The organism is Paraprevotella xylaniphila YIT 11841 (genome assembly GCF_900683745.1).
In the GTDB taxonomy this organism is placed as follows: domain Bacteria; phylum Bacteroidota; class Bacteroidia; order Bacteroidales; family Bacteroidaceae; genus Paraprevotella; species Paraprevotella xylaniphila.
Genome location: NZ_LR215980.1, coordinates 3,439,968 through 3,457,242 on the forward strand (window position 1 = coordinate 3,439,968; position 17,275 = coordinate 3,457,242).

The following is a 17,275-nucleotide window of genomic DNA, read 5'->3' on the forward strand; positions in this document are numbered from 1 at the left end:
GCCCGAAAAAAATCCAAACCGTTGTCGGCTTGTCACAGCCTGTGCCTGCGGATGTAATAGTAGAAGAGGTGGCAGGCATCCGCCGCGTTGTCATCCACCGGGACAATACCGTACCTGTCCTTGCAGGCCGCGACCATCTGCGTCTTGGTGGCGTGTCCGTCTCCCGTCGCCCATTTCTTGAGGACAGCCGGGTTGACGAACTCCGGTTCCGGGATATCCAGTTCATCGCACACTTCGAGCAGGACGCCCCTGAGTTCCGAGAGCCGCCGCATGTCGTAGAAATGGCGGTTCACGCTCACATCCTCGGCCACGACGCGGCGGATGCCGTAACGACGGAGTAGCGAGAGCAGCGTAGTCCTGAAAGCGCCGTGCATCTTGTTGCCGTTGCGCCGTTTGCTTTCGGTGAAGTTCCATGTCCCGGCCTCATGCAGGGAGAAGTATCCGGTATGCGTGGCAATGTCCAGCGCCAGTACCTGCTCCCGGGTCAGTACGCTATTCTCCGAGTCTTGATTCGCCATTCTCTTTCACGATTACCAGTTTATGCGGATACCCCTCCGCCACATTCCCGTGCGAGACGACCAGCACGGTACCGCCGAGCGAGTTCAGCGCCTCGAACATGGAGGCCAGCCCCGCTTCATCGACCGCCTCAAGTATCTCGTCCAGCACGAGCAGGTCCAGTCCTTTGTCCCCGTCGCAGTTGCTGTTCACGAGTTTCTGCATGGCAAGGATGGTCGCCAAATTCACACGGGCGGCTTCGCCTGCCGAGAACTTGCCGAACGAGCCGCAGTCCATGCCGTCGCGCAACAGCGAGATGGAGATTTTCTCCCTTACCTTACCGCTCTTGAGAATGGTATACCCGTCGAAGCGGATACGGATGTCGCTGCCGATGTTTTGCAGGAATTCGTTGGTAATACGGCTGAGCGCCTCGATTTTCGTGTTGGCCAGATAGGTCTTGAACTGCACGAACCGTTCCCGCTGTATCTCCAGTGCACGGACCCGGGTATCGACGGCCGTCTTGCGCCCTGCCGCCTCGTTAGACTTTCCGCGCGTTTCACGGAGAGTGTCCTTGAGCGATTGTATGAGGTCGGGTGAAGCCGCCTCATCCAGCTCCCGGATCGTGGCCTGCAAAGTGTCGATGGCGCAGGCCGCGGCCTGTATATCTTCCTTGCCTACCCGTATGCCGCGGTTCAGTGCGGCATTGCGCTCGTCTATGAATCCGAACACCTCGTCGAATACCTTGCGGCGGACACCTTCGATTTCACTTTGCAGGGCGGTAATTTCGGAAGCGATGCGTTTATGCCCGCTTTCCACCTCTTCCACGTGGCGGGTGGCATTCCTGACGGCCCGTTCGTGCCCGGCCAGCTGCTCCTCCCATCCGGTGCGTCTGCCTTCCAATATCCGGCGCTCATGGTTCAGCCGGTTCTGCTGCAACTCCACGGCATCCGTCTCCTCCTGCTTCTCATCGATACGGCCGTTGATTTCCGTGAGCTGCCGTTGACGGAGCTTCAGTTCCTTCATGCCGGCCTTGATGTCGAACTGTGGTTCTGCCACCAGAAACTCATACCCGCAGAAAGGACAGGTGATGGAGCCGGCCAGTTTGTTCGAGAGGCCGTCAATACCGGCAGAAACGATACGCCGTTTATGGCGCAGTTCCTCGATGCTGCCGGACAGGTCGCGCAGACGGATGTCGATTTCCCGCAGTCTCTCCGCAGTCGTATCGGACTGATCCCTGTATGCCTCACAGAATGCGGCATACTCCTTCTTGAACTGTTCCCAGCCGTCAGTCCTGTTTTTCAGTTCCTGTTCCGCCTGTTTCAAGACGGCATCGCAATCCTTCAACCGCTCTGTGGCGGTCTGTAACCGTCCTTTCTTTTCGGCAATGACCTTGTCCCAGTCCGTCTGCCGGGCATCGGGAAAGAGGGACATCATTTCCGCTATCTTTTCCAGACATGCTTCCAATGCGGTATCTCCGGCTTCCAGTTCCTGCAAAGCCTCGTCCGCCCGCTGCACTCCGGCAAGCTGTTCCTCAAGCCTGTCCACGTTCTCGTGCCCGGTACGGATCTGCTCCCTCTTGGCCGCTATGGCCGTTTCCAGTCCCATGATACGTTCCACACGGGTACGCCCCCGCTCGGCTCCGGCTTCCTCCTCCTTGCGTATCTGCTCCTGTAACATCCCGATACGCCCGTCCAACCCGGCCAGTTCCAGTTCCACCTGCCGTTTCTTTTCAGAGAGCGGCACGATGTCTTCCTCCACTTTGGCGATGGCTTCATCCACCAGGATACCGTTGGAAAAGCGGTTGATGACCTCTTTCTTCTCCTTGTCCGATGACGAGAGGAAATCCTCATACCGGTATTTGGAAAGGATGAAATTGTTGAGCAGCTCGTCGCGTGTGACACCCAGTTTGTCAAGAATATACCGATTATAGGCGTCAACCGAAGGTTGTACCGCCTCGTCGGTCATCACCTGCCTGCCCCCACGGTAAAGCGTGCAGCTGACAGAGGAGGCCCCCTTGCGCGGGATACGGCGGTTGACGAGCAGTTCCTCGGCGGCGGAATCGTTGATGAAATGTAAGGCGACGCGGCATTCTTCCGCCGCATCGTTGATAATCTCCTCTGAGCGTATCTTTCTAAGCGGGCTGCCCGTGATACCCACGGCGATGCATTCCAACAGGGCAGACTTGCCGGCCCCGTTCGACTGCTGGGAGTCATTGTCCCGGTTATCGCCGAAAATCAATGTCGTCACGCCTTGCCGCAGCGTGTAGGACAGCGAACGGAAGGCGCAGAGATTTTCGGCTTCTATCGTCTTTAATTTCCACATGATCTGTTTTCTATTTTAGATAAATACTCCAATCCCATCGACACATCCTCGATCTGTTTCTCCCGGCAGAAGTCCTCGTAGGTTTCCCGGATGCGGCGGCTGTCGAATTTCTCGAAGAGCGAAGAGGATACCGCTTCCGGCGGCTGCTCGTCATCGGCAACCAGTTCCACCTTCGCCGCTCCGGCTTCCAGCAAGACGGCCTTGTCCACCGATTTCATCGCGGCGGCAGGTGCATGGATACGCACCTTGACCTTGTAGCGGCCGTCGGCCTCCATTTCACGCAGCTCGTCCATCAGGTGCAGCCCGGCACGTTCCGCCGGCACATCCATGACACGGTACCGCATGTTCACGCGGTTCTTGACAAACTCGTGCGTGCCGTCCGTGTACAGCACCGTGTATCCTTTCTCCTCGTCCTCCCCGAAGTTGTGCTGGCGCGAGGAACCGATATATTCGATTCCCGTCCCCGGAATGACGGTACGGTTGTGGTAATGGCCGACAAAGACCTTGTCGAAAGGAGAGAATATCCTGGCAGGCAGCTCCTTCTCCGAAGGCTGTGCCAATGCCCCGTTGATACCCTCATGGATGTAGAGGAAGTGCTCCGGTTTTCCGGAAAGCGCTTCCGCAGCCAATCGTCCGAGCCTTTCGGCAAAAGAGCCGTCTTCCGGAAAATAGCTCATTACATGGAGCGTGAACTTCCATTCCGGGCGGCACAGGGTCAGGTACTCATCCACGACAGTCACATTCGGATGCCGGTCGAAGACATGACAATATCCGCGCAGGGATTCCTGGTTCACCTTGTCGTGGTTCCCTTCCGCCAGCGTGACATGGATGCCATGGTCCGCGGCGGATACAAGCATATCCCTGACGGCCAGCAGGACATCGAGTGTCTGGGCGGCACGGGAAAAGAACAGGTCTCCTCCGACAACCACTTCCCGGATATCCCGTTCCCTGCAAATCCCCATGGCCTCCTGCCAGTTGGCCTGGAATGCAGGGATGTTGTCTTTCGAGATGTGGATGTCATTCAATAACAAAAGGCAGGGTTTGTTCTCTTTCATACTAAGCGATTGTGATTAGGACGGGAGGCCCTGATGCCTCCCGTCGGATTAGAATTCAAGAACTTGTGAAAGGCTTATCTGCGGCGGCGGGGACGCCCGGCACGCTCTTCCGTTTCCTCCGGCTGCTCTTCTTCCTCCCCGGGGGCATCCTCCGGTTCGTCACCGGGCTTCGGACCCTCCATCTCGCTTTCGATCAGGTCGAGCAGTTCACGGTTGCTCGTGGAGCGTGTGACACGCACGGAGAGTCCTTCCTGCTCGATGTAGCCGCGGATCATCGCACGCAGCTCCTGGCCCTCCTCGGTCTTGTCACCGAGTTCCTGCCGCTGAAGCTCGTCATAACGTTCGAAAAGGTCGTCCAGCGAGATGCCTCCGCCTTCACGCCCGTTTTCCCTGTTATCTTTCGTACGGCGGTCGAACGAGAACGCGGATGTGTCCTCCTTGGGCAGTTCACCGTCCAGCGTGTCGATGACCGTCTTCATTTCATCCGTCTCCATGAGCGACATGCCGTAGATGCCGTCGCACTGTTTGAGGAACTCGACGGTGGCTCCCAGATGATAACGGGTGTAGCGGTAGATGATTTCCGGGATACGCGGCGCACCCATCAGGGCGGTCAGCTCCTCCTTGGTCAACGGTACCGGTTCCGATTCGTTGTCAATGGAAATGACATACTCGGTCTTGGCTCCGTTCTTGCGCTTTTCAATCTCCACCGGATAGGCGTCATACACCGAGGAAACCGGGCACGGGTAAGACGGATTCTTGGCCAGTTTCTTGCTCCACAGCTTGAACTTCCTCTCATCCAGGTCCTTAAACTGGGCATGGGAAAGGGTCATCATCTGCACGCCTTTGGCACGTTCACCCAGGTCGAATACATAGAGACAGTGGCCATAACTGTATTTCAGACCGCCTCCGAACGAGCCCCCGGCAATCTTTTCCGCCAGTTTGTCGTCCCCATCCTCTTTTGCGGCTTCGACGGCCATGCGGCGGTAGGTCTCGATGGGATCAACGCTATATCCGGCATCGGTAGCGCGGGTGACAGTGACATACATCTTCTGGGGCTTGTTCCCCGTAGCGGGTTTCTCCAGCTCCAGAAGCAGCTGGTGGACGGGATACTCATAGCCCGGACGTGTCGGCGAGCCGTCCGGATTGGGAGCGATGGGCAGGATACGGAGACGGTAAGTCCCGAACTTGTCCATGCGGAAGAACTCCGTACGGGCGAAAGCCCTGTTCTCCTCCTGGGCACGCAACTGTGCCTCCTGATAAGATTCCTGAACGCCGAGGAACATTTCCTCGACAGACATGCCTTCCATGCCGTTGTTCTTTTCTTCTTCTTGCATAAACGCTTTGTTTTATGGATTTAAAAATGCCCGAAGAATGCGACACGGCATACCCGCATCGCAAAGAAACTGGTAACAGGACGGACGGGTTCGGTTGCACCGTCCGCGTTCAACTGATAAAACTGGGAGAGGATGTCTCGCTGACCGTATCCCGAAAGAGGATACTCATTTGATAATATGGAAAGGTCTTGCAGCGACCGTGGAATACAAAATTAGGCAAATCACCCGGAACAGCCATACATGTACATGAATGTTTGTCACCGGTATTGTCCTTCAACGCATTACCGTTTCATTTTAAGAATGCTTTTAATCTCCCCGAGCAGTCTGTCGCCGCCCGGCGCGTTCCGCGCTTCGGCAAGCAACCTTCTGCGGTTCCGGCGGATATACTCTTCTCTCTTGCGGCGGCATATGCCTTCATAGTAGGCTTTGCGCCCCGGCGTGAGCCGTTTCCCGCGTCGGCAATAGACCCCGTCCCGGCGGTACTCGTCCAGGTAGCGGCGGAACTTCGCCTTGCCGCAGGAAGGGTCTTTCGATGCCTCCGCCACCGACCGTATGACCTGCCAGTCCGGCTCGAAGGGCTGCTGCGTGGCGCATAACCTGCGGAGCAGATGATAGACTACCGGCATCTCATACCGGAGCATGAAGCCTATCCGTGTCTCGTCGAAAGGAAAGCGCTTAAGCGTCCCCTGCGGTCTTCCGTCTTCTCGCTTTCGGGGCTTCTGCTGCCGGGGAGACGGTTTCTTCTGCGGCTGCCGCCTGATTTTCTTCTGTTTCATGATGTTGCGGTTGAATGGTTTGCTGTACGGTTTCACGGACGGGAGCGTTCCTGCGCTCCGCAATCCTCCGTCGGCTTTCGATATCGCCGTTTACATTGAGTTTATGTTTCATGACTATACAAAATAGGTGAAGTTGAGTTCTACATTGACATTGTACATACCGCGCTCGTAAAGCTGTATCCTGCGCGAACCGCCGTAGATGGTGAACGAGGAGCCCCGGTTGTACTTGTGGTCATCGTTCCAGTCAGCGGCGCTGCAGCGCACGCTGTATCTCGGGGGCTGTATCTTGTTCGGGATGACGGCCACGATGCCGCCCCAGTTGCTGCCGTCCCTGCGTGCGGTATTGATATACCCCTGTATGGACACGATATTCCCGATCTGGCGGACAAACAGCCCCTGGGTATCTGTTCCCGAGCCGCTGTTTTCCATCCGTATCCATCCTGTATCCGCCAGCAGGGGCTGGTATTCTTCCGCATAGGCGGCACCGATAGCGCGGCAGGCCTGCCGTTTCGCCTCCGCTGTCGGCAAGGACAGGTCGGAAAGTTTGCCGTCCTTGCGCAGGTAGTCCTTGACGATTTCGTCTTTGGACAGCACGTCCAACTTGTTCCGCAGGAGCTGCCGGGCTTCCATGGGGGATTTTCCTTGCCCGGTCAAAAAGTCGATGTAATCCTGGAACAGGTTTTCAAGCGCGGCGAAGCGGGCGTCCGCCCCGACCTTGGTATACAGGTTCAGGTTGGTAGCGATGGTATCCTTTTCGGAAGCGTTGTAGCCGCCCATCAGCCGTTCCGCCTTTTTCTTGAGTTCCCTGACAACCTGCGAGGTCATCACGTATCCCTCGACCTGCGCGTGCGAAATGCCACCTTCATCTATGTAGGCGAACGAACCGGTCTTGATTTCCAGCAGTTTGTCCCTGAGTTCGGCTGTGAAGACAATGCCCTCGTAAGCGGAGTCAGTCCCGAGCTTGCCGTCCATCATCCGGTCTATCTCGGCCGTGGAATAGACTTCGAGGTTCTTGCGTGCCTTGCCCTTGTCCGGAAGGTCGGACAGGTTCGAGGTCTTGGTCAGTTTCAGCTCCCCGGTACCTTTCTTTTCGGCATCGAGGGTATCCCTGACGGCCGCCTGCCGCTTTGCTTTCAGTTCGGCGGCTTCCTCTGCCGTCAGCCCGCTGATCTCGTCCGCCGTCAGGCGCACCAGCTCCTTCAATCCTTCGGAGATTTCCAGAAATACCTCCCCGGCTTCCGCTTTGGAATAGACATCGATATTCTTCCGGGCGGCAGCCTTGTCCATGACATCGGAAAGGTTCCCGTCGGCGGAGAGTTTCATTTTCAAAGCCGCCGCGACGGTTCCCGATGTGACATAACCTTCGCCGCCCTCCGTCAGTTCTCCGGTAGTGATAGCCGCCAGTTTCTTCCTGTATTCGGTCGTGAAGTCTTCGGTAGAGAGCTGTTTGCCTTCTACCACATCCACTTTCTTTCCCATCGCCTCCGTAAAGGCCCTGACGGTCACATAGGTGTCGGACACGGATTTTCCGTTGATTTTAAGCGTACCGAGCACATCCACCGCTCCCAAAGGGGCAAGCACGATGTCGCCCAGAGCGTTCCTCAGCGCAAAACGGAAACTGTCAGTGGTGTCGAAACCGACGGTGGCGAGCAGCGCGGCGGCACTGTCACGCCAGGTAATCAGGTTTGTCAGCCTGGCATTGTCTTTCGTATAGGCGGTATTCTGAATATCGATACCCCGTCCGGTGCTTTGCAGGGAGAGCAGTCCGCCGACCTGCAGGGTGGCGGTACGCCCGATGACTTTCAAAACAGGTGTGGTGCAGGCTTTTCCGTCATGCACGGCAAAGTCACGGTATTTTGTTCCGCCGCCCTCCGTGCCGTGGTAATTGATACGGATACAACCCTCATCCGTCACATCCGAGGTGTTATAAATGTCGTATCCCTTGATGCGGACAGCCCCGATCCGGGCGTTTTCATTCAGCGAAGTACCGCAGGATATGCCGTCTTCCGTAACCCTGGCCAGTTCCTTGCCTTGTTTCATGAAACTGAACGTGCCGTCCGTCCGGATGACAATCTCGTTGACAAGCAGACCGTGCAGGTAGGCACCGATGGCGGCATGGCCGTCCGCCTTGACGATGCCTTTGAGCATGTAGCCGTTCCCGCCGCTGACGGAGACGGCGGTCTTGGAGCTGATTTCTTTCTGCCCGGTGAACGTTCCGGCCAGCACCAGATCCTTCTTGACGGTCTGCCGGGCAAAAGGTGTATCGAGCAGGACAGCATAGCGTCCGAAGAACTTGTCGATGAACCGGGGCGCGTAGCTCTCCGTCACCTCGATGGCCGCCGGCAGTTTGCCGGTAACCGGATCGACCGTATCTGGGACAGCCTTGGCCCCGGCACAGAGATAACAGGTACGCCCGCGCTTGTTGACCTCATTGGCGTAGACCACCGATTCATGCCGGTTGATTTCGTATATATAATAGGGATAGACAGCATCGGCGCAGCCGTCGAAACGGCGTACCTTTCCGCCGAGCCAGACATAACCCGGGGAGACGCGGGGACCCTCGATCTCGCATCCGGAGATGATGAAGTCCGAGCAGCCGTCAAAAACGGCACTCATGCTGAGAGCCAGTTCCTGCAAGTTCAGGATATCGTCCGAGTAGGTATACCGTCCGCCGGTTTCCGCAATATATTCTTTCATTGTCCTGTATTCTTATTGGGGGTGTATTCGTCTTCGTCGATCTTGATCAGGTAGGTCTTGCCTGCTGTCTTATAGGTGTTCACCACATAGGAAAGCATATAGATCAGTTCCTGCGGAGGTATGGTGACAGGCGGGACGCAGACCATGAAGCTGACCTTGTTGATCAGCTTCTCTTCCGCCAGCAGGTAGAACGGACGGGGGCGTTCCGCCTCGTTGTCCGTCGTAACCTGTTCCCCGTTGTACCATACGGTGAAAGGACGCTGGTATTCCGCCCCTTCGTGATACAGGTCCACACCGACACTCGTGCTGTCCTTGATGAAGATGCGGTCCTTGCCGTCCTTGATGTATTTGCCGAACCGGTAGTTCAGGAACCACTCAAAATAGATGACCTGCGAGGTCATGCGCGCCTCGATGTGCCGTTCCCTCGTGAAACTGCGGAACCACTCGTTGGTGCGTTGCAGCGGGTAGAGGCAGCTCTGCACGAACAGGATGAATTTCCGTCCCGACAGGTAGTGCGGGACAAGGCGGTTTACGGTGCGGTCTATGGATAACTTATACCTCATGGTTCTCTATTTTCAGGATGATGGCCTCACGGAAGTTGGGTAGGCCGGCCTCCTCGTCCTTGCCGGATGATTCTTTCAGGTATCCCGATGCGGTATGGGTCATGCGGGCGACACGCTGCGGGGGCCGGATATGGCCGTCGGTATCGTGGCTGGCTATGAAGATTCCCTGTTCGGGTACCGCATCCTCGTCAATATGAACATCGGTCACATGTTCCGCACGACGTACGGCATCCGTCAGACGGGAGACATAGACGGCGGCATCGAAGTCGATTTCCATCATATAGGCGTTCAGCTGCTCCTCGATGGCGTCATATACCTCGGATTCAGGTACGGCCCCGTCATGGAAGACCGTCAGGCGCGGTATCAGCACATCGCCCTTGGTGGAGATGACCTCCACCCGTGTCCCGGCAAACTTCAACTTGCCGATATAGGCGTTGATGGGTACCAGGTCTTCAGGCGGTATGGCGGAAAGGTTGCCTTTCGTGCCGGTGGCCACTTTCAGGATCAGCTTGCTGTCCAGATTCCGGTCATCGGTACTCTCCACATACGATACCTGCGTGATGATGCGTTTGCTCTCGTCGACATTCGGATAGCCGAACGCCAGCCCGTCTTCCCGCACCGTCAGTTCGTCCCCCTGCTGGTACTGCAGCAGGGCATTGGCATAATAGGCAGGCGTACCGTTGATACGCCCGTTGATGGCTTCGGAAATATCCACCGCGAAGACATCCAGCAGGGTCTCGAAACTGTATATGGCTGCCGCCACTACCCAGAGGATGCCGTTCATGACAGACAGCTTGGAGTCACTGGCAAACTCTGCCAGCTCCAGCCTCCGGTTGCGTTCCGCAACGGCCTCGTTGTATATTTCCTTGATCGTACGGCTCATTCCACTGTATAGGTTTTATTGTCGATGATAAACTCCCAGGCTCCGCCCTCGTTCCAGCTCTCCTCATGCAGGATGACCCATATGGCCTCCATACCCGATATGATACGGTAACGCCCGGTCGTTTCGTCCCGGTCCGGCTCCCTGTAAGTCCCCGTCGGGGAGACAGGCAGTGTCATCCGGCAGTTACGCCGGTTGCCGTAGCGTTCCACGATAGCCATCAGGTATTCGTCCAATACGGTCGGCCTGATCCGCGCCTCCGACAGGTCGAGTTCCATCAGGCCACGGCATTCGACGAGCGGCAAGAGGTCGGATATCATGCTTCCGGACAGGTCTATCCGGTAAGTGCCCGACAAAATCCGGAAACCGTCCAGTGCAAGGGCACAACCCCGGAGCGTCAGTTCTTCCACGTGCAGCTCACGGAGAAGGATGACGGACGAGGGGTTCATGCCGCTCCAGTCGATATGGCGGAACGAGGCATCGGCAAACCACCGGATCCTGCGCTTGTGGCGCACACGGCTGTTGAACGTATGGTGCAGCGTGTACGGTGTATGGCCGAGAATGACGGTTTCCGCTGCACTGTCATCGCCCCAGTCGATTTCCAACGTTCCCGTTCCGGAAACCTCGCACTGCACGGACACAAGTGCCGCTGACAACGAAAATACGGCCGCCTGCGGGAGGGTGAAATGTTTGGGATAGACATGCCGTTCACCGTTGGAGGGTACAATGCCGTGCATCTCGTTATAGGCGACCACATCGGCATTGATGATGAATCCGTCGGTATAGGTCAATTCCTGCCCGGTGCGGAGTTCCGTTTCCAGTGAAAGATCCGGATTGTTGATAAGCAGGTCCACAATCCCTTCGATGCTTCCGTACAGATGCAGGGCCACATCATAGATGTTCTGTCCGGTGATGACTCGGTAATTACCCATGGTTGTCCTCCTTCTCCTCGGTTTCCAGCAACAGTTCTCCTGTTGCCGAGTCTATATAGGCGTTCTTGATGACGACCTTGTCCGCACCAAACTCCGCCTGCAGTTTGGCGGCCAGGCCGTTGTTCTCCATGTTGGAGTGCAGGAAGTCTATCAGCCCCACACCGGTAGTCGGATGCTGGTAGAGATTGCCGGCCACGGCCTTGAGCAGGAATGTCCCGTTCTGCATCTTGGAGGCTCCGATCCCGAAGTCCGTCTCCTCGCCGCTGTAGACAACCAGGCAGTCTTCCCTGATCATCAGGTTATAGAGGCCGTCTTCATTCAAGGCATAGAGCGAAGGCAGGGTCACCGCCTGCCTCGTCCCGTCACCATATTCCTGCATGACAGGGAACCAGCATTTGCCGGTGGCTGCGCAACGCACATATTCCACGCCGCCGGACCCGCTTTCCATGGCAATCCGTACCGTCAATAACCGGTTGTCGGGCGTATAGGGAATACGGATATGAATACCTTTTGCATCGCTATACGATGAGAGGAAGTCCGCCGGTACGGTTATCTCCCCGTGGCGGAAGTCCGCATTGTCGGCATCTTCCACGCTGTCAAGCAGGCGGAAGTTATGGAAAGTCTTTCCGGCAACCCGTCCGGACATTTCCACTTCCCCGTATTCGGCATCCATTATGATATCCTCTCTGGCCATGGTGTTGATATAAAAATCCCGGCCGCACCCAAGAGTACGACCGGGGTACTCTTTGTGTAAAGAGTAGCGGCAGACAGAAATTTCGGTTTATGCGTTGGAGATTTCGTTATAAATCGCCTCCACGGTGCCCCACATGTCGTCGGGCAGTTCCTCGTCCGAGATCTTCTCGCAGGCGGCTTGCAGGTAGGCCATCTCGTCGGCGGAGAACTCTACCTCCAAGGGATGCTCTTTCTCCACGTCCCACTCGATACGCTTGTCTTCCGCATTTTCACGAAGGTTGATGGCTTTACGCTCCTCGTCACCGATGGCGATTTTACGCAGGATTTCCTTTTTGAGGTTGAATTCCTTGAAGTTGCCGCGTGCCGGCAGGAAGGTCGGCAGGTAAAGGCGGTCCTTGACACTCAGTTCCATTATGATTCTTTTTTAGGATTGATACTTTCACGGATATATTGCTGCATCTTGTCGAAATCCCGGAATATGGGACCCAGTTCCCTTCCAGCGGGAAGATTACAGGAGATGTTCCCCTGTTCCATGTAGATAATCCCGATGGGGGATATGTTCCCTTCCGTATCCGCTTCCTTCTCATTCACGGAAACATGAAGACGGCTCAGCTCGTCATTGACAATGGAATACTCCAATACATAGGAGGCGTTCTCCGTCTTTTCTTCAGCGGTCTTGGTGACAGTGATGTTGGTAATGTTCATACGCTTTGGCTTTTTAATAAGTATAGGGCAAGGCTATGGATTCCGGTTACTAGCTGTTGTAATTTAATGCCTGATAGTGGAATGACGGGTAGTTGCAGCAAAGAAGGGTCAGTGAATCCCCTCTCTCCATACCGTAGTTTGTCGTGCCCCCGTTCTGGTTCCTCACATTCATGATATTCACGTGTCCACCCCAGTTATAACTGTAGAACAACGTGAACACGTAAGCGAAATCCGATGGAAGGCTCGAATACCCGAACATGCTCGCGACTGACGATGCGCTGGGGAGGCTGACATTATAGGTGGCATTGGCATAGATGCAGAAGATGTTGGCGGCGGAGAAGTCAATGGAATACCCGGAGCCCGTAAAATATACGGTCTTCATCTTGATGCCTATGGCGGCAGGACCGACCAATGCCGCGTTGGACCACACACCATAATTCCTGTATCCATTCTTTACCTCGATATACAGCCCGTAGTTGTTCAGGTATGAATTATACTTGTTGTTCACGATTCTGCCGGTGGCGCATGTACCACCTGTGGATGCCGGAAACGTGTTCGCCCCGAAAAGGACATAGGAGGTGGTGTTTCCCACGCGGAACAGGTCATTGTAAATGGCCAGTCCACCCCCGGAACCGCTACCCGAAGCGGTAGAGCCGATACGTCCCTGACCGATGGAAAAGCCCCCGATGGTCCCGGCGTTGGCATTGATCGTTCCGGTCATGGTCACGTTACCGCCGGCGTCCCACTTGATATTCTGGTTGGCAAGATACCCGGAACCGTCAGCTGCAAACGAGATCTTCCCGCATCCGAACGTGGCGGAACCGTCAGTCTTCAGACCCCAGTAATCTTTTCCCGAGGAAGGATTGTCATGATAGATATAGCCGGATGCACTGATGACAATGCGGTGTCCGGAACTTGGGGCGGATGCTGTAAGCGAGCTTGTTCCGATTGCCCACCCGCCGATCTTACCGGCCACGGCCGTGATGCCTGTCCTGTCAAGGGTCACTTTGACAGCGTTGTTCGCATCCCTGACGGAGACACTTCCGTTATAGGAACTTCCGCCAACCACCAACGCACTGTCCACGATTATCTGGTTCGCCTTCACGGTACCGGTGTATACCCCATTAGCGTCAATGGTGGTGGTATATTTTTCCGTCGATGTCAGGTCAAAGACCGTTGCATAGGCCACATACCAGGTCAGCGGGGTGGAAGCCGTTCCCTGTGCCCCGTCGATATAGAAGTAATGGGTGCTGGAGAAATTCGAGGTCCCGCAGACGACCTTGTAGATGTACTCCTTCCAGTCTCCCGTACCGGCCGTGGGGGTGAGCCAGCGACTTGAGCCGCCTGTGCCGATGCTGTTGGTCGCCCAACAGATGTTGCGTCCGGCCGGTATCTTGGCGATGATACGGGCGACCAGTACCTTGCGCGAGCTGCAAGTCGTTCCGAAATAGAATCCCCCGTTGCCGGGGCTGGCCGTACCCTTGGTTTGTATCTTCAGTACGTACTTGCTGTCATTGGGGGCGGCCGTGTCCTGCTCCCGGGTAATCGTCACCATGCCGTTACCGGAATTGTTATAGACGGCAGTGCCGTTGTTCCCTTTCCAGAAAGTGGGGTCACGGTAAAGCATCTTGCCGAACGCCATGGCCGAGGCAAGTTCCTGGGCGGTCGTGATTCCGGTCGTCCATTGGGCAGACACGGAAGAGGCGAAAATAACGGAACCGGAAGCGTTCCATGAGATATTACCTCCCGCAATCTGCCCGCTGCCGTCGTTGTTCAGTTTCCATTTTGTACCGTTCGTGATCGAACCGTCCGAGCCCAACGAGATGTTGTTCTTCCAGATGTGGTTATGGTCGAATGCCCACCCAGCAATGCGGTTATAGACCTCCTTCGCTCCGCTTTTGGTATAATTGGCCGACAGGCAGAAGTATTCCAGATGGTCCCAGGACATCATCTGTATGCCGATGAATCCGGTCTTGACCGTATTCCCGCTTGCCGCAATCTGTCCGAAGACAATATGGCCGGCATTGCTGCTCTGATGCCAGGTCAGCGTAATGCCCAATGGTTTGTACCCTCCCGTGTACCAGTAACCGCTTCCGGCTGATGCCGAGCGGATCTGCAAGGGTATGGCACCGGCTGTTCCGACACTGCCGACGGTGATGTTGTCGCTCCCGATGGTAAAGCCCCCGATTTTCCCCTTGGTGAAGGTACAGCTCAGACCGTTGATATAGGCCGTATTGATGATCGAGGATTTGATACTGGCCGCATCAAGTTTGGAGGCATTGATACTGCCCGCCGCAATACGGTCAGCCGAGAGTGTCCCGGCCTTGATGCTGGATGCGTTGATGCTGACGGCATTGACCTGCGCCGCCGTCAATGTTCCGGTGTAAATTCCCGTAGAGCCGATATAAGTCAACGGATGGGCGGCAAGGGTACTGTCGCTGCCTTGCGCCAATGCGATAAAGCGCCTGCGCCGTATCTCTTCCTCCACGGAAGCGGTCAGCGTACGGGGAGCCGGGGCGTTCGCTTTCGTGGAACCGCTCTGGAAAATCAAATCCGAGTTATAGGCGATTTGGGGAGCCGCCGGTATGGGGGACGGGCTCATGGCACTGCTGACGATCGGTTGGTCGGAATAGATATGGTAGACCGCACCGCCCGTCCCGCCGCCACGCAGGAACACGGCGAACATGCAGTTGTTACCGCACAGGGCGGCCCCGGCAAACATGCGGCAGTACATCTCGGAAAGCTCGTAGATGTCCCAAGAATAGGCGATACCGCCCCAACCGCCGAAATTGGCCTTGACAAGCAGGATCAATCCGCCTTTATGGGTGGAGGTGTTCCAACTGTCAGGAGCCTGCTCGCTATAACCGCGACGGATCAGGATATCCCGCTTGACGGTTTGCTCGCCGCCTTTGAAAATGACAGGATAATACACGTCTTCCTCTCCGTTGATGACAATCTTATGGTAGTAAGGATAGCCGTAATTGGATTTCCGAGCCGCCTCTATGTCGTTTTTCCACAGCAGGGAGACAGCGGGGGAAAACGAGACTTTCCCGGCTGCATCCCACGAAATGTTTCCGGAAGCGATCTGACCGCTGCCGTCATTGTTCAGCTTCCATTTTGTACCGTTCGTTATCGAACCGTCACCGCCCAACACCACGTTGCCTTTCCGGATGGAAGACACATCTATCGTCCACCCGGCGATATTGTTCTGTGAACCGAGACGGGCGATACATGCCCCCGCGCTGTTGGTCGCGTACAGCCCGAAATCACTGTCGCTGCCATAATACAGCTGTACCCGTTGTCCGGCTGTCGCGCTGGAGTTCAATCCATAGACCACCAAGCGCCTGTTCCCGCTGTCAAGCAGGATATGGCTGCCGCTCAATGCCGTCGCTCCGATCATCCAGCCTCCAATCTTGCCCTTGGTGACATTCAGCGTAAGGGCTTCGATGTTGCCTGCCGTAACCAGCGAGGCTTTCACGCTGGCCGTATCCAGTTTGGAGGCATTGATGCTGCCCGCCGCTATACGGTCGGCGGAAATGGTACCGGCAGTAATCTGACCGGCGGTAATGCTCCCGGTATAAATACCTGCCGCGGTGATTTTGGTCAGTTTGGGGTAGGTGTTACCACCCAGAGCGGTGGTTATGGAATCAATCGGGGCTGTCCATTGAAGGGAAACGGAAGCGGCGAAAGTAACATTTCCGGAAGCGTCCCACACGATATTGCCGCCCGCCACCGCACCGGCTCCCGTCGATTCAAGACGCCATTTATAGCCACGGATACCCGTTGATCCGACAGTCATCGATCCGGATGCCGCCGTATAGGTATTGGCAGCATTCTTCTTCGTTCCGCGATAGATGCTGTCACTGTCGATACTCCACCCTCCGATGCTTCCCTTGGTGGTCGTGAGGGTCAGGGCATTGATGTTTCCGGCGGTGATGAGCGAGGCTTTCAGGGAGGCCACGTCGATACGAGAAGCTGAAATCGTGCCCGAGGTGATTTGTGTGGCATCGAGATGCAACGTTTTCACGGTATCGGCGGAGAGTTTTCCGGTAAAGATGCCGTCCTTATCGATATAGGCCGCACCGGCCCAGTTCAGGCTGACATCAGCCCCGAACTCGATTTTGCCGGTGGAAGCGTTGTATTTGATGGACTGGCTGCCGTTGCCTAACTGCACGTTGCCCCCGTTGTCCACGTAGAAGGTCTTGTAACCGTCCTTGAAGCCATAGATGCCGTTGACAGTTTCGACAGTAACCGTTCCGGAAGCTGTCTTTACGGAAAGTGGGAATGAACCGATGGCGATACCGGAAACAGTGCCGTCGCTGTTCTTGATGCCGGTGAACAGTTTCGGGGTAATGACCGTGTTGTTGTTGATAAGTGTCTTGCCCGTGTTCCACTCCTTGACCCAGTCGAGCATGGAGGCATCTGCACCGTCTTTTCCCGGCGTACCGGATTTGGCTTTCGACCAGACAAATGACAGGGTATAGGTAGCTCCGGATATGATGACGGGAATGGAAACCGTACCATGGTCGGCCAGCGTGGCCGTACCCGCCGCAATGTTATAGGTAATGGTCTTGTTGCTGTTGTTGACGGATATGGAAGAGAACCCGGCAGGTTTGACAACCGGTCCGATGGAGAATCCGTAAAAATCGGAATCCCCGAGCGTTACCTGGATGGTGGAAGTGACGGATACGGCGGAGGGTATCTTCCCGTCCGCATCCGCGGGGAAGACATATTCTCCGAGCGACTGGCTGATGGTATAGCCGTCTTTCTGTATGTGGATTGTCGCCTGCCCCCGGGCGACCAGTGTCTTTACCATATATGCT

At 56.0% G+C, this 17,275-nt stretch carries 14 protein-coding genes; 1 reads left to right on the plus strand and 13 read right to left on the minus strand.

The genetic code is table 11. From position 1 onward, the window contains the following. Positions 1-32: 32 nt before the first annotated feature. The 4 genes from E0E47_RS14410 to E0E47_RS14425 all read right to left on the minus strand — a co-directional run bounded on the left by E0E47_RS14410 (position 33) and on the right by E0E47_RS14425 (position 5,206). On the minus strand, positions 33-518 hold the full coding sequence (locus E0E47_RS14410; RefSeq protein ID WP_117677909.1) for a crossover junction endodeoxyribonuclease RuvC: 486 nt from the start codon (positions 516-518) through the stop codon (positions 33-35). Further along, positions 493-2,817, minus strand: coding sequence for an SMC family ATPase (locus E0E47_RS14415; protein WP_130894028.1), 2,325 nt, complete (start codon positions 2,815-2,817; stop codon positions 493-495). The genes E0E47_RS14410 and E0E47_RS14415 overlap by 26 nt, the downstream gene beginning before the upstream one ends. Beyond that, a complete protein-coding gene (locus E0E47_RS14420; protein ID WP_117677911.1) occupies positions 2,805-3,872 on the minus strand; it encodes a metallophosphoesterase family protein in 1,068 nt (355 codons plus the stop codon). Before E0E47_RS14420 ends, E0E47_RS14415 begins: the two co-directional genes overlap by 13 nt. Before the next feature lie 74 nt (positions 3,873-3,946). Continuing rightward, positions 3,947-5,206 (minus strand): hypothetical protein, encoded by a 1,260-nt coding sequence (locus tag E0E47_RS14425; protein ID WP_117677912.1) that lies wholly within the window; start codon positions 5,204-5,206, stop codon positions 3,947-3,949. A 14-nt stretch (positions 5,207-5,220) separates the two neighbouring features. Here E0E47_RS14425 and E0E47_RS17385 point away from each other — a divergent pair, with 14 nt between their 5' ends. Further along, positions 5,221-5,379 carry a hypothetical protein gene (locus E0E47_RS17385; RefSeq protein ID WP_004322843.1) on the plus strand — a complete coding sequence of 53 codons (159 nt, stop codon included), beginning with the start codon at positions 5,221-5,223 and terminating at the stop codon, positions 5,377-5,379. 108 nt (positions 5,380-5,487) lie between these two features. On the opposite strand, the gene E0E47_RS14430 is transcribed toward E0E47_RS17385, so the two are convergent. The 9 genes from E0E47_RS14430 to E0E47_RS14470 all read right to left on the minus strand — a co-directional run bounded on the left by E0E47_RS14430 (position 5,488) and on the right by E0E47_RS14470 (position 17,268). Next, positions 5,488-5,982, minus strand: a complete 495-nt coding sequence (locus E0E47_RS14430) for a hypothetical protein (RefSeq protein WP_117677913.1) — start codon at positions 5,980-5,982, stop codon at positions 5,488-5,490. Positions 5,983-6,096: 114 nt separating this feature from the next. Then, positions 6,097-8,679 (minus strand): hypothetical protein, encoded by a 2,583-nt coding sequence (locus E0E47_RS14435; RefSeq protein ID WP_130894029.1) that lies wholly within the window; start codon positions 8,677-8,679, stop codon positions 6,097-6,099. Continuing rightward, on the minus strand, positions 8,676-9,242 hold the full coding sequence (locus E0E47_RS14440) for a hypothetical protein (RefSeq protein ID WP_122350364.1): 567 nt from the start codon (positions 9,240-9,242) through the stop codon (positions 8,676-8,678). Before E0E47_RS14440 ends, E0E47_RS14435 begins: the two co-directional genes overlap by 4 nt. Next, positions 9,232-10,125 (minus strand): hypothetical protein, encoded by an 894-nt coding sequence (locus E0E47_RS14445; protein WP_121972118.1) that lies wholly within the window; start codon positions 10,123-10,125, stop codon positions 9,232-9,234. The genes E0E47_RS14440 and E0E47_RS14445 overlap by 11 nt, the downstream gene beginning before the upstream one ends. After that, positions 10,122-11,054 carry a leucine-rich repeat domain-containing protein gene (locus E0E47_RS14450; protein ID WP_122139560.1) on the minus strand — a complete coding sequence of 311 codons (933 nt, stop codon included), beginning with the start codon at positions 11,052-11,054 and terminating at the stop codon, positions 10,122-10,124. The genes E0E47_RS14445 and E0E47_RS14450 overlap by 4 nt, the downstream gene beginning before the upstream one ends. After that, entirely contained in the window at positions 11,047-11,727 is a 681-nt protein-coding gene (locus E0E47_RS14455; protein WP_122139566.1) for a hypothetical protein, read from the minus strand. Before E0E47_RS14455 ends, E0E47_RS14450 begins: the two co-directional genes overlap by 8 nt. A 108-nt stretch (positions 11,728-11,835) precedes the next feature. Next, complete coding sequence (locus E0E47_RS14460; RefSeq protein ID WP_018665658.1) at positions 11,836-12,159, minus strand: hypothetical protein; 324 nt, start codon at positions 12,157-12,159, stop codon at positions 11,836-11,838. Next, on the minus strand, positions 12,159-12,452 hold the full coding sequence (locus E0E47_RS14465; RefSeq protein WP_122139561.1) for a hypothetical protein: 294 nt from the start codon (positions 12,450-12,452) through the stop codon (positions 12,159-12,161). The genes E0E47_RS14460 and E0E47_RS14465 overlap by 1 nt, the downstream gene beginning before the upstream one ends. A 49-nt stretch (positions 12,453-12,501) precedes the next feature. Next, positions 12,502-17,268 carry a hypothetical protein gene (locus tag E0E47_RS14470; protein WP_117677916.1) on the minus strand — a complete coding sequence of 1,589 codons (4,767 nt, stop codon included), beginning with the start codon at positions 17,266-17,268 and terminating at the stop codon, positions 12,502-12,504. Between the last annotated feature and the right edge of the window lie 7 nt (positions 17,269-17,275).

Bases quoted from the DNA above. Each gene is read 5' to 3' on its own strand.
- E0E47_RS14410 (WP_117677909.1), bottom strand. From the start codon at position 518: ATGGCGAATCAAGACTCGGAGAATAGCGTACTGACCCGGGAGCAGGTA.
- E0E47_RS14415 (WP_130894028.1), bottom strand. From the start codon at position 2,817: ATGTGGAAATTAAAGACGATAGAAGCCGAAAATCTCTGCGCCTTCCGT.
- E0E47_RS14420 (WP_117677911.1), bottom strand. From the start codon at position 3,872: ATGAAAGAGAACAAACCCTGCCTTTTGTTATTGAATGACATCCACATC.
- E0E47_RS14425 (WP_117677912.1), bottom strand. From the start codon at position 5,206: ATGCAAGAAGAAGAAAAGAACAACGGCATGGAAGGCATGTCTGTCGAG.
- E0E47_RS17385 (WP_004322843.1), top strand. From the start codon at position 5,221: ATGGATTTAAAAATGCCCGAAGAATGCGACACGGCATACCCGCATCGC.
- E0E47_RS14430 (WP_117677913.1), bottom strand. From the start codon at position 5,982: ATGAAACAGAAGAAAATCAGGCGGCAGCCGCAGAAGAAACCGTCTCCC.
- E0E47_RS14435 (WP_130894029.1), bottom strand. From the start codon at position 8,679: ATGAAAGAATATATTGCGGAAACCGGCGGACGGTATACCTACTCGGAC.
- E0E47_RS14440 (WP_122350364.1), bottom strand. From the start codon at position 9,242: ATGAGGTATAAGTTATCCATAGACCGCACCGTAAACCGCCTTGTCCCG.
- E0E47_RS14445 (WP_121972118.1), bottom strand. From the start codon at position 10,125: ATGAGCCGTACGATCAAGGAAATATACAACGAGGCCGTTGCGGAACGC.
- E0E47_RS14450 (WP_122139560.1), bottom strand. From the start codon at position 11,054: ATGGGTAATTACCGAGTCATCACCGGACAGAACATCTATGATGTGGCC.
- E0E47_RS14455 (WP_122139566.1), bottom strand. From the start codon at position 11,727: ATGGATGCCGAATACGGGGAAGTGGAAATGTCCGGACGGGTTGCCGGA.
- E0E47_RS14460 (WP_018665658.1), bottom strand. From the start codon at position 12,159: ATGGAACTGAGTGTCAAGGACCGCCTTTACCTGCCGACCTTCCTGCCG.
- E0E47_RS14465 (WP_122139561.1), bottom strand. From the start codon at position 12,452: ATGAACATTACCAACATCACTGTCACCAAGACCGCTGAAGAAAAGACG.
- E0E47_RS14470 (WP_117677916.1), bottom strand. From the start codon at position 17,268: ATGGTAAAGACACTGGTCGCCCGGGGGCAGGCGACAATCCACATACAG.